10 protein-coding genes and 3 pseudogenes are annotated in these 13,036 nt (G+C 31.3%); 6 read left to right on the top strand and 7 right to left on the bottom strand.

The window, feature by feature from the left end; genetic code table 11:
- Together ACP7BT_RS13185 and ACP7BT_RS13190 are read right to left on the bottom strand one after the other, a co-directional pair.
- Positions 1–174: pseudogene (locus ACP7BT_RS13185) on the bottom strand (IS6 family transposase); the annotation flags it as partial.
- 190 nt (positions 175–364) lie between these two features.
- Complete coding sequence (locus tag ACP7BT_RS13190; protein ID WP_002483573.1) at positions 365–1,105, bottom strand: SDR family oxidoreductase; 741 nt, start codon at positions 1,103–1,105, stop codon at positions 365–367.
- Between the two features lie 278 nt (positions 1,106–1,383).
- On the opposite strand from ACP7BT_RS13190, the pseudogene ACP7BT_RS13195 reads away from it, so the two are divergent.
- Positions 1,384–1,620 (top strand): annotated as a pseudogene (locus tag ACP7BT_RS13195) (winged helix-turn-helix transcriptional regulator); the annotation flags it as partial.
- Between the two features lie 72 nt (positions 1,621–1,692).
- A complete protein-coding gene (gene aldA / locus ACP7BT_RS13200; RefSeq protein WP_041080873.1) occupies positions 1,693–3,117 on the top strand; it encodes an aldehyde dehydrogenase in 1,425 nt (474 codons plus the stop codon).
- A gap of 308 nt (positions 3,118–3,425) precedes the next feature.
- Here the strand turns inward: aldA and ACP7BT_RS13205 are convergent, their stop codons facing one another.
- Positions 3,426–4,010, bottom strand: a complete 585-nt coding sequence (locus tag ACP7BT_RS13205) for a hypothetical protein (protein WP_426303787.1) — start codon at positions 4,008–4,010, stop codon at positions 3,426–3,428.
- 254 nt (positions 4,011–4,264) lie between these two features.
- Between ACP7BT_RS13205 and ACP7BT_RS13210 the strand changes: the two are divergent.
- Together ACP7BT_RS13210 and ACP7BT_RS13215 are read left to right on the top strand one after the other, a co-directional pair.
- A pseudogene (locus ACP7BT_RS13210) lies at positions 4,265–4,589 on the top strand (NmrA family protein); the annotation flags it as partial.
- A 129-nt stretch (positions 4,590–4,718) separates the two neighbouring features.
- The gene (locus tag ACP7BT_RS13215) at positions 4,719–5,243 is read left to right on the top strand and encodes a hypothetical protein (RefSeq protein WP_041080872.1); all 525 of its coding nucleotides are present in this window, start codon (positions 4,719–4,721) and stop codon (positions 5,241–5,243) included.
- Between the two features lie 329 nt (positions 5,244–5,572).
- Here the strand turns inward: ACP7BT_RS13215 and ACP7BT_RS13220 are convergent, their stop codons facing one another.
- The 4 genes from ACP7BT_RS13220 to ACP7BT_RS13235 all read right to left on the bottom strand — a co-directional run bounded on the left by ACP7BT_RS13220 (position 5,573) and on the right by ACP7BT_RS13235 (position 10,791).
- Positions 5,573–7,564, bottom strand: coding sequence for a catalase (locus tag ACP7BT_RS13220; RefSeq protein ID WP_041080871.1), 1,992 nt, complete (start codon positions 7,562–7,564; stop codon positions 5,573–5,575).
- A gap of 415 nt (positions 7,565–7,979) precedes the next feature.
- Positions 7,980–8,552: an immunodominant staphylococcal antigen IsaB family protein gene (gene isaB, locus ACP7BT_RS13225; RefSeq protein ID WP_041080869.1), complete on the bottom strand. Its 573-nt coding sequence runs from the start codon at positions 8,550–8,552 to the stop codon at positions 7,980–7,982.
- A 366-nt stretch (positions 8,553–8,918) separates the two neighbouring features.
- Complete coding sequence (locus tag ACP7BT_RS13230) at positions 8,919–9,527, bottom strand: recombinase family protein (protein ID WP_002484385.1); 609 nt, start codon at positions 9,525–9,527, stop codon at positions 8,919–8,921.
- 250 nt (positions 9,528–9,777) lie between these two features.
- A complete protein-coding gene (locus tag ACP7BT_RS13235; RefSeq protein WP_002483618.1) occupies positions 9,778–10,791 on the bottom strand; it encodes a zinc-dependent alcohol dehydrogenase family protein in 1,014 nt (337 codons plus the stop codon).
- Between the two features lie 304 nt (positions 10,792–11,095).
- Between ACP7BT_RS13235 and ACP7BT_RS13240 the strand changes: the two genes are divergently transcribed.
- Positions 11,096–11,554, top strand: coding sequence for a MarR family winged helix-turn-helix transcriptional regulator (locus ACP7BT_RS13240; RefSeq protein WP_426303788.1), 459 nt, complete (start codon positions 11,096–11,098; stop codon positions 11,552–11,554).
- Positions 11,541–12,884, top strand: coding sequence for a dihydrolipoyl dehydrogenase family protein (locus ACP7BT_RS13245; protein WP_041080866.1), 1,344 nt, complete (start codon positions 11,541–11,543; stop codon positions 12,882–12,884). Before ACP7BT_RS13240 ends, ACP7BT_RS13245 begins: the two co-directional genes overlap by 14 nt.
- Positions 12,885–13,036 lie beyond the last annotated feature (152 nt).

Here is a 13,036-nt window from a genome sequence, read left to right on the forward strand (position 1 = left end):
TAAAATTGGGGCATATTCTTGAACCCAACGGTAGACCGTTGAATGATGAACGTTTACACCACGTTCCCTTAATATTTCAGATATATCACGATAACTCAATGCATATCTTAGATAGTAGCCAACGGCTACAGTGATAACATCCTTGTTAAATTGTTTATATCTGAAATAGTTCATACAGAAGACTCCTTTTTGTTAAAATTATACTATAAATTCAACTTTGCAACAGAACCATTAAAAACAATATTCATAGATATTAACATAAGCGCTCGTTATCAGAAATTAGTCTAACAAAAAAGGCATGACAATTTTAATAAATTGCCATGCCTTTTTTATTAAAATTAGTTACTAAATAAGAGATTCTAAATTATAAACTTTGGCTACTAGGACGAATGATAAATTCATTTACAGAAGATTCTTCCGGCTCATTAATTGCGTAATTAATAGCTCTAGCAATAGCATCTGGTTTAATTGCATTTTTATATAATTCATCTATATCTTGTTTCATATCTTTGTCACTAATATGATCTGTTAATTCGGTGCTGACAGCCCCCGGAGATAGAATTGTTGTTCTAATATTTGAACCCACTATAGCTTCTTCTTGTCTTAATCCCTCAGTTATCGCTCTCACTGCATATTTGGTACCACAATAAACAGCACTACCTGGGAAAACAACATGTCCCGCCACAGAAGCCAAATTAATAATATGGCCTGATTTTTGTTTTCTCATATAAGGTAATACTGCACCAATGCCGTATAATACACCTTTAATATTCACATCTATCATTTGATTCCATTCATCTTGCTTATTCTTTTCTAAAAAGGATTGAGGCATAAGACCTGCGTTATTAATTAAAACATCTATACGGCCAAAATCATTATAAGCTGTTTCAATTAATGCATTTACTTCATCGGCCTTTGTTACATCAGTTTTTTTAATACTTACACTATCACGACCTACTTTTTGTTGTATTTTTTCTAATCTATCTAAACGTCTCGCACCTAAAACAAGCTTGGCACCATTTTCAGATAACAAATTCACAGTTTCCTCACCAATACCACTAGATGCACCTGTTATCACAACTACTTTATCTTTTACATTATTCATTTTCTTACCTCCTAAATTATCATAATTATATACTTCACTATTTTATCGTTATCGAAACATCATTAATACTTTTTTTTAAAATATTTCAATTTCAATCTAGTATAACGACAAAAAGAGGATTGTGTATTAATCAATTTATATTTCTATACTATTATAAAATGTTCAATATAATAAGCTAGCGTTATGCTCATAATCTATTTTTATTTCAATAAAACACTATACTCAATTAATAATTTACTATGAAATTGTCTATAAAACTTATTCTAGATTATCAAATACCATTAAGTGAATTACAAAACAAACTTCCTAATATCAATCAACGTATGTCAATAAGACAACTCAGAGAATTAGAGCAAGACAAAATCATTGAAAGGACAGCCTACCCGCTAGTACCTCCTAAAGTAGAATATAAGTTGACCAAAATAGGATTAAAGCTTGATAAAGTAGTTTTTTCAATTTGTAATTGGGGAGATGAATTTCTAGATACACTTAAAAATAAGAAGCTAAGATATTAACATAATTACTGATTATCAGATATAGTTTAAATTTAATACTTTACGGGAATTATATCCAAGGAGGTGTAGTTAATGACGAATCAACTATTTATTAATAATGAATTTGTAGAAAGTACATCTGAAGAAACATTGGATGTGATTAACCCAGCAACGGGAGAAACAATCGATACGATTACATTTGCTACTGAAGAAGAGGTAAACGACGCAATTGAAAAATCTAAACGCGCTCAACTTGAATGGGAAAAAATACCGGCTCCTACACGTGCTGAGCGTGCAAAATCATTAATTCCTTTACTTAAACAACATAAAGATGATATCGCTCATTTATACGTCAAAGAACAAGGTAAAATAATAGCACAAGCTAAAGGTGAAATTGATAAATCGATAGAATACATTGATTATATGGCAAGTTTAAGTATGAGTAACAAAGGTGAAGTATTACAAAATACTATAGTAAACGAAACCATTCAACTGACAAAAAAACCAATCGGCGTTACTGCTGGTATTGTACCTTGGAATGCTCCGATTTTGGTGCTTATGCGTAAAGTGATTCCAGCTATTGTAACTGGCTGTTCTGTCGTTATCAAACCAAGTGAAGAAACAACATTATTAACATTAAAAATTGCTGAACTTTTCCGTGATTCAACTATTCCTGCTGGACTCATCCAAATTGTCCCAGGTACTGGCGAAACAGTTGGAACACAATTGGCGACACATAAAGATATTCAGCTTGTTTCACTAACGGGTAGCATGGGAGCAGGTAAAGCTGTATTTAAAAATGCGGCTGATAGCATAAAAAAACTCAACTTAGAACTAGGTGGAAATGCCCCTGTTCTTGTCACACAACACGCTGACTTAGATAAGGCTGTTGATTATATCGTTACTGCACGTATTAATAATGCTGGCCAAGTATGTACATGTCCAGAACGAATCTTTGTTCATGAAGATGTACATGACGACTTTATTAACAAGGTTAAAGATAAAATGGATGCTCTTCAAGTTGGAGATCCATATGATGAAAACACTGACTATGGTGCAATTATGAATCAAAAACAATTAGATAGTATTGATGATAAAGTTCAAGAAGCAATTAAGAATGGAGCAGATTTAGTGTTAGGTGGTCATAAATTAGACCGTGAAGGATTCTTCTATGCACCTACTATTTTAGATCATGTAAAAGCAACTGATAATGCTTTTAAAGAAGAAATTTTCGGTCCTGTTCTTGCTATAACCACATATACAAACTTTGATGACGTTATTGATATGGCAAATGATACTAATGCAGGTCTATCATCTTATATTTTCTCTGAAAGCTTAAAAGAAATTATGACAGCTACTGAATGTTTAAAATTTGGAGAAGTTTATGCGAACTGCGAGGCTGAAGAAGCAATCAATGGTTATCACGCAGGTTGGAGAGAATCTGGTCTTGGTGGTGCAGATGGTATTCATGGTTTTGAAGAATATTACAATACAACTGTAAGTTATATTAGATGGTAAACTAATAATTAAAAAGAGTCAGGGACATAATTACTAGAAAAACAGCCAGTAAATGAATTTATTATAAATTCATTTACTGGCTGTTTTATTTACAATACTTCGTATTGTTGGCTCGCTTTCTTAGAGGACAGATTCAGCCTGTAGTCTTCAGCTTATCCCGTTCCTTCAAGTGTCTCGCCAAAACACTCTGTATTTTCTATTAGAAAAATTGCTTAATGATAGTATTCGAATGATATAGCTTTCATAAAACCAAAAACCCTCGTTTTTGCAGAAACATTAAATACTTATCGTTTGAAATTCACTATGGTTTATGAATTAAAAGTATCAAAAGTCATTTCATACAAATCTTTATCATCTAAATTAACAAACTCCTCAATATTTACTCTATATGTGATACTGTTTTGCTTTTTAGAGATTTGGCTAAAATATTTTATATTTATATACATATTAGTTGTATAGCCATTATTTTTAATTGTATCTTCAAACTCTTCAAACGCCTTTTTATTAATAGGCATTAAATAAAATTTATTACTAGGCAAAATATTTATATGTTTTTCCTGTAAAACTTTATTTTCATCTTTATCTAAATAAACTTTTATATCAATATTTTTAGCAGTCCCTCCACCTAAATTTTGTAGTTTAAAAGCAGTATTTACATAGTCAGTATCAGATTCAGTTATATTCTTCAATTTCAAACGGTCAGTTTGTTCAATAACAATCTGATCGAAGGCCAAGAATGGTATAAAAGAAATCTTGATTTGTCTTATACCATTACTGAAACGAAATATAAAATCGCCATAATAAATGTTCCAATTGAACCAATTGCTTGTAAAATACTTAACATTAAATTCCTCTTTATAGTAACTTAGTTCTACTCTATCTAGATTATACAAGCTATTGTTAATAATATAAAATAAATGATGTATAATTGCGGTATCATTTTAGTAATTCAGGTTTTAAAAATAAAGTTATAAATTAGAAAATCATCAATAATTATTATGCTTTAAATGTCTCTAAATATATTTAAGTGATAAGCCAAATCACTCAATATACCGTTATCTTAATAATTTAGAAGACAAGGGAGAGTAAAATTAATGGAGATTATCAATTTTTTCACTTTAACTTTTCCATCTCTTAAATTTATTAGAATGAGATAACAGAAGTAATGAAAAACGTAGATATCGCTATATATCTTGTTCATTCAATCATACCTTCAGCTAAGTTAACACAAGCAAGTTTTAAAGATATAGATGAAATATTAGCAGATAATTTTGCTAAAGCATCAAGGTTTTGATAAAGTTAAACATATCATATTTATGAGTGACCTAATTCCAAATACGAATGAATTACCACCATGTTTAAGAAGTCGCTTAGAGTGTAAAGACATTTTAGGAGCATATGGTGTGCCAGTAACTACGTTGAGAGCTGGACTAATTATAAGTGCTAAGGGAAGTTCTTATCCAATACTAAAAAATTAGTATCCAATGCTCGTTTTTATATAGTTAATATGAAATTTATATTCATAGATTGTTGAATATAAATTGTTTTATGTTATCTTTAATTTCCTACTACTATTTCCTAAAAAAGAAAAGGAGCTAAATATGATTAATATTATATCAGCGATAGGATCGCTTGGAACATTTATTATGGCGTTATTTTATTTTGTATCAGTATCAGTTCAACTTTACCAAATGAAAATAAGTTTTATTCCTGCATTAGGATTTAATCAGGTTTTATTAATTAGAGATAAAGACCAAAAATTAAAATTAAAAAACACCACTTCCAATGTGGAAGAAACTGAAGATTATTTGAAATTATATAATTTAGGAGGCGGTGCAGCAAAAAAAATCACCATTGAAGTTTTATTAGGTGAAGATAAAGTTATTCAAAAAAAGTATGTTAATATGTTACCTAGTAAAGAAGGTTATATGTTACCTATAAATAAGACAGTATTTGATGAATTAGAAGATACTATAAAAAATAACGGTTACGAATCCAATATGAATATTAAGTTATCCTATTATCATAATGTGAGTAGAAAAAAACAAGAAATAATTTTAAAAGGGCATATAGATGCATTCAATAACTACGAAGATAAGAACATTTATGAATTACAGTTTATTTAAAGTAATAAAATGAATGAAAAATAAGATAGTTAATAGTAAGGCCTTTCTTTAACAAAATGCTTATTAATCATAAAATAACTAAAACGAAATATACAAAAGTATATTAAAGTTTTTCATAAAAAATAACTAGCCTAGAATTACAAAGAGTGTAAATTTATGTCTATAATTAAAATTCTAGTTAGAAAAATCGTTCATTATTGAGACAAAATTTTTAAACCATCTCTTTTTAAAAGAGTTGGTTTTCATAAACAGTGAAAATGAGATGACGAAACCCCCAATCTACAACCATAGATTGGGGGTTTTTAATACTTTTGTTAATTCAAAATTTATTATCTATCCCAATATCTGACTTTTTTAAATGCTTGAATAATAACTTGAGGTTTATCTGAAATGAAAACACCAGGTGCTTCTAAATTTATTTTAGCGTCAGATAGGCCTTTTGCAACAGCTGAATTAACAACTAGAGGTTTACCATGCTTGTAATTGAGTTCCGCGAAAGCCTCGGCATTTGGATTTATATCAGTGCCATCTGACAATACAATTAAACTATCAAATAATGTTGGATGAGCAGTATTATACGTTTCTGTTATACCAAAGTCTTCTGATATTTTTTTAGGATGTTGCCCCACAAATGCGTAGTTTAATTTGTTTTCGATAAATGTTTCAGCATATGCTTTTAACGTATCCTCACTAATATTTCCGTTTATTACAACTGCTACAGAATGCCCTTGTAATGGTATATCATATTTTTCCATTGTCAATTGACTATCTTTAGCTTCAGATGATACTTCTTCATTTTCAGAAGGTACATCTACACCCACGTTTTTAGCAACACGTTCAGCTAATGTGCGATCTACTTTGTTTAACTGGTTAACAGCATTTTGTTTAACCATAATTGAATCACACATACCTATTTCAAATGAAAACCCATCAACTGTGTGATTAAACTCATCTTGAGTTAGACTATTTAAATAGAGCTTAGCTTGACTGTAATAATCTTTAAAGCTTTCACTACGTTTTTGAATTTTACGTCCTTCTACTTTTTCTTGGTAATGTTCATAACCGCCTTCTTCTTTCGATGTCGTATGAGGCTCGTTATTATTAAGCCCATTTTTATGATAAGCAACTTGACCTTTGTTAACGTTCATTTGATGCATCGCATCTCTTTGGTTATTGTGTACTTCATTTACAGGTCGGTTAATTGGAATTTGATTAAAGTTTGGACCACCTAATCTAGAAATTTGAGTATCAGTATATGAGAATAAACGACCTTGTAATAATGGATCATTAGAGAAATCAATACCAGGCACAATATGTCCTGGGTGGAATGCAGCTTGTTCGGTTTCATCAAAAACGTTGGTTACATTTTGATTAAGTGTCATTTTACCAACTTTTTTAATTGGAACTTGATCTTCTGGCCAGATTTTAGTTGGATCTAAAATGTCGAAATCAAAATCAAATTCTTGTTCTGGTCGAATGATTTGTAAAGCTAATTCCCATTCAGGATAGTCTCCTTTTTCAATAGATTCATAAAGGTCCTTACGATGGAAGTCAATATCTTTACCATGTAATATTTGCGCTTCATCCCATACTAAGCTTTCTAAGCCTTGAAGTGGTTTCCAATGGAATTTTACAAAATATGATTGTCCTTCACTATTTACTAGACGGAATGTATGAATACCGAAACCTTCAATTTGTCTGAAGTTTTTAGGTATACCTCGATCACTCATTGCCCAGACTGTTGTATGCGTAGATTCAGGGTTCTGTGCGAAAAAGTCCCAAAATGTATCATGTGCTGTACCACCTTGAGGCATTTCGTTATGTGGTTCTGGTTTAACTGCATGAATTAAATCTGGAAATTTAATCGCATCTTGGATAAAGAATACTGGAATGTCATTACCTACTAAATCAAAAATACCATCCTCTGTATAAAATTTAGTCGCAAATCCGCGTACATCTCTTACAGTATCAGGAGAACCTTTTGAACCTTGAACAGTGGAAAATCTAACGAATACGGGAGTTGTTTTTTCGGGATGAGTTAAAAAATCTGCTGAAGTGTATTCTGATAAGTCTTCATATACTTGGAATTCGCCATGTGCACCAAAGCCCCGAGCATGTACAATACGTTCTGGAATACGTTCATGGTCAAAGTGCATTATTTTTTCTCTAAAATGAAAATCTTCTAATAAGCTAGGACCACGCTCCCCAACAGTTAACGTATTTTCGTCTTCACTCACTTTTACCCCGTTATTTGTCGTCATCGCTCTGCCATCATTATCTTTTTTTACTTCATTTAATTGCTCTTGCTTTTTATTACTCAATTTTTATTCCTCCTTAGCCTTACGTTTACTTTTTACCACAAATGAGGAAAATAAAAACTAAGTATAAAGTTTTTAGAAGTATTCTAACCATACACCTGATATGTAATATCAAAAATTATCAATTGAATAATATGATTTTATATTAAGTAAAATACGCAACTGTGCAGCTATCTATGATTGATGTAATGATGTGAACGAAGATCATAAGCATATTGAGCGCCTACTTCTGTCAAAAATACATAATGCATGTGAAAATACTTGAAAACGTAATGTATGAAGAAATATATAAAGAATAAAAGTCATATATGGGCTCCAAATGAATATAACAATATATTAAAGATAAGGACACATACATCTAATGTATGTGTCCTTGATTACTTTTGTAAAATGTCATGTATTAGATTATTTCTGCAATTTATTGACCAATACGTATATGAGTTAAATAACCATCTTTATCAAAGAAAGCTTTGTAAGCCCCGTCATTAGTACTATAAGGTATAAATGTACCACCTTCCTCCGATTCTCCTTCTTCTGTGCTATTATTTGATGCATGCGTTTTTTTAAATTGTGCTTTAGTGACTGTGTGGGATTTAGCATTGAATTCCATTTGGATGGCTTCATCGTTTTCATTAAAATCTATTTTAGAACCATAAGAATCTATAGTATAAGCATGAGTTTGATGAGCTTTTGGATTGGCTTTATAGCCATTGAGCGTAAAATTATCATATTTCATTGCGCGTACAAAATTATAATCTAGGGTAAATGTTGGATCATATGTCGTATATCCTTCATAGTTATACCATGGTTTTTGTGATTGTGAATCTTTTGTACTTTGTGTACTGACGCCGTTCCCACCTTCACCATGACCCCATTTTTGAACTCGTTCTGCTGCTTGTGCATCACTCGTCGTAATGTATGCTGCTAATGATCCTGCAACCAATGTAGATACAACAACTGTTGCTGAAAATATTTTCCCAAATTTACGCATAACCAATCACTCCTTAAATTTTGAACACCTTTGATTAAAGTTGCTTTAAATTCATATCCGGATGTATCAAGCTTTAAACAAGTAACTCAAGTACGATGCGACTACGACAAATGTTAGTAATTATCACTCCTCAAATTTAGCATACGCTATCGGCAAAGTGTATATTTTCACCTTTATCTTACACCAAATCTTTTATATTTCAATTATATGTATAGTTGCTTCACATCGCACAATTGAAAGGATGAATTTATTATCAAGGGAAACTCGACTCTTTTTCTTGTTCTTTTATTAAAATTTCAATTCAATCATATAATATGAGTTTCGAGACGCTGTGAAAGTCCCTCATTTGCATTGACAATCAATTTATCAAGATAATCCCTTATCATGTTTAATTCTATAAACTGTTTGTCTTGTAATATTAACTTCTTTGGCAATTTTACTAATTGCTCGCCCTTCTTCTAACATTTCCACCACGCGATGATAAATAACACGTTTCTGAGGGTCTTTCGCGTTCGGCGAATAGAGTAAAGGTCGGCCTTTATATATTCCTTTGTCTTTCGCGACTTGAATCCCTTGTGCTTGTCGACGTTTACTTTCATTTCTTTCTTGTTCTGAAACCATTGCTAAAATTTGAAGGATTAAATCTTTCATAAACTTATCCAGTAATGGATTACCAATAACTTCATTCATCATAGGTAAACTTGTAATCATTAACTGAACGTCTTTTTCTTTTAAGTAATTCACAGTTTCAATAATTTCATCATAATTACGTCCTAAACGATCAATTGACTCCACAACGAATCGATCTCCCATTCTTACAAAATTAAGAACTTCTTGAAGTACGGGTCTGTTTTCTATAGATTTCCCAGACTGTTTTTCTGTAAATATTTTTTCAGCACCAAACGTTTTTAAATTTTCCAACTGTCTTTCTAAATTTTGATCTATCGAAGATACTCTCGCATAACCTATAATCATTTATTTTCACTCCATAATTAATATACACCCTAATCATACGTTTTAGTTGCGATAATTTCAACAACTTACTTTGTACGATTAGGGTGTACCTTAAAAATACATAAACACAATTTCTCAATTAATTATCTCATTTTAATTGCTCTATGAGAATTATATTACCTGATAAATTAGACAATTTTAATATTAAAAAATCCTTCTTTTATATAAAGGAAGGATTACATAAAATAATTATTAATATAGAAAACAGGGGCTATTTATTAAAATCTATAACAATTTTACCAAACGCGCCTTCCATTTGATGTTCATATGCTTCTTTTGCTTGGTCAAATGAATAAACCGTATCAATTACAGGATCTATATTTATTTGATCTAAAGCTTTATTGAAATCTTCAAATGCTCTATGGTGTCCTAGATTGATACCTTGGATTCTTGCTTGTTTAGCAAGTAATGCGAATAAATTAACATTTGCTTCCATATTTTCAAGAAATCCAATAACATATATATGCCCTTGAAAAGCTAAAGCATCTATAGATTTAGCAATACTTGACCCACCGACCACTTCTACAATATGTTCTACACCTTTACCATTTGTTAATTTTTGCACTTCTTTTTCCCAATCAGGGTGCGTTTTGTAGTTGATTACTTTAGAAGCGCCAAGTTCTTTGGCTTTTTCTAATTTTTCGTCACTGCTACTTGTTGCAATAACTTCTGCTCCTAATGCTGATGCTATTTGAATTGCAAATATAGAAACGCCACCTGTGCCTTGAACAAGAACTTTATCACCTGCTTTAATATTTCCATACTCAACTAATGAGAACCAATTCACAAATGCTGCTACCGGCAAAGTTGACGATTGATTATCTGTAAGTGTTTCAGGAGAGAATACAGCTGCATTTGCATTCAATACCATGTATTCTGAAAGTCCACCATCTACTGTAGCACCTAAGGCATGTGATTGTTCATCGCTTTTAGGTTTTCCATCTAGCCATTTGGTAAACATATGTGAGGTAACACGGTCACCTTTTTTAAATTTGGTAACTTTTGAGCCGATTTCTACAACTATTCCTGAAGCATCTGAAACAGGAATAAACGGAAATTTTAATAATTCAGGCGTATATATACCTTCGACAATTGCAGTATCTCGATAATTAAGTGATACAGAGTTAACTTTAATTAAAATTTGATCTTCTGTAATTTCGGGTTTCTCTAGTTCAACTTGTTTAAGGTTATCTAAACCAAAATTTTCTAATTGCCATGCTTTCACTATTAAAACTCCTTTTTATTAGTATTATGGAAAAATTTACAAAACACTCAAATCATCATATCGTTAAACGACGATATATAAGTATGAAAAAAGAACTAAATTATAGTTCTTTTTTCAATTATTTTACGTATATTTTTAATGACTTGTTCATTCCTCTTTTGAACAATACCCTGAAGCCATAAGTTTTACGCACTATTTTTAAAATCGAAATCAATTAAACAAAAATATGTGGTTCATTACAAGTTTTTTAATTGATTAATCGTTTGCGATTGATTATTCTTTAATGAGAATAGGAGTGATTAAATTGATTGATGATGAAATGAAATTGACACATCAGCTATGCTTTTCTGCTTATAATGTTAACAAATTATTCAACAAATTTTATGAAAAGCAATTAAGTCAATTCGGTTTAACTTTTTCTCAATATCTAGTGCTATTAACCTTATGGGAAGAAAACCCTCAAACTTTATTATCCATTGGTAAAAAGTTGAATCTAGCAAGTAATACCCTAAGCCCATTACTAAAAAGACTTGAGCAAGCTGGCTGGGTTCAAAGAAATAGAGATGAAAGCGATAAACGTAACCTTATCATAACTTTAACGATAAAAGGTCTAAATGAGCAAGAAGCAGTACATGAAGCTATTGCTAAATTTGTTTCTTCACAATTTGATGTAGATGAATATATGAAAGCCAAAAGTATTATGGATAATTTAGAAGAAACGTTGAAAACTATTACAAAGGATGATTCAAATGAAACAATATGATGTCGTATTTTTAGGTAGTGGACACGCAGCTTGGCATGGTGCGCTGACTTTAAACAAAGCGGGGAAATCGGTTGCTATTGTCGAAAAAGATCGTATAGCAGGTACTTGTACAAACTATGGGTGCAATGCCAAAATTTTATTGGAAAACCCTTATGAAGTACTAGAGCAAGCTTCACACTATCCCAACATAATAAATACTGAAGCATTATCAGTGAATTGGGAAAACCTTATGTCTTATAAACATAAAATCATTGACCCTATGGCAAATACTTTGAAAGGTTTATTTGAACAACAAGGTATAGATATTATTGAAGGGGCAGGAAAATTATTAGATGAGCATCACCTCTTAGTAGATGGCGAACAATATTATGTTGAAAACATAGTTATTGCAACAGGTCAACACAGCAATAAGTTAGATATTGAAGGGTCTGAATATACGCACGATAGTAGAGACTTCTTATCCTTAAAGCAAATGCCAAATAGTATCACATTTATAGGTGTAGGTATTATTAGTATTGAATTTGCTAGCATAACCATTAAATCTGGTGTAGAAACTCATATGATTCATGTTGACGATGAACCGCTCAAAGGTTTTTATTCAGCACATATTGCTAAATTAATGGACAAATTGGCAGCAGAAGGAGTTCAATTCCATATGAATGAAAATACTACTGTAATTAAAGAGCAAGGTGACAATTATACTGTATCAACAGAATCAGGATTAGAGATTACTACTAACTATGTGTTAGATGCTACTGGACGTAGACCAAATGTCAACGGTATTGGCCTTGAAGAAGCTGGCGTTAATTTCACTACTCGAGGTATACAGGTAGATGAATATTTACGTACAAATATCCCTAATATTTATGCTAGTGGTGATGTGTTAGATAAAGTAATTCCTAAATTAACACCTACTGCAACATTTGAATCTAACTATATTGCTGCGCATATTTTGGGTATGAATAAAAATCCTATTAACTATCCTGCAATACCTTCAGTTTTATATACACTACCAAGATTGTCTAATATTGGAGTTTCTGTAGATGAAGCTAATACTAGTGAGGACTATAAAGTGATAGATATTCCTTTTGGTAAACAAATGGTGTTTGAATACAAAAATGAAACTGAAGCTGAAATGACAATTGTATTAAATAATGATAAACAATTAGTAGGAGCTGCTATATATGCTGATGATGCACCAGATTTAGTTAATTTATTAACTTTCATTGTAAACCAAAAATTAACGGCTCAAGATTTAAATGAAATGATCTTTGCTTTTCCTGGATCATCAAGTGGCGTTATAGATCAATTAAAATTAGCAATGTTATAAAAGGAGTGCTATAAAATAACTAATAATATTTATGGTTCTGTTGCAAAGTAAAAAATATAGCTAACCACTAATTTATCATGTCAGTGTTCGCTTAACTTGCTAGCATGATGCTAATTTCGTGGCATGGCGAAAATCCGTAGATCTGAAGAGAC

It is taken from the genome of Staphylococcus sp. Y174-1 (assembly GCF_049897865.1).
Taxonomy (GTDB): domain Bacteria; phylum Bacillota; class Bacilli; order Staphylococcales; family Staphylococcaceae; genus Staphylococcus; species Staphylococcus saprophyticus.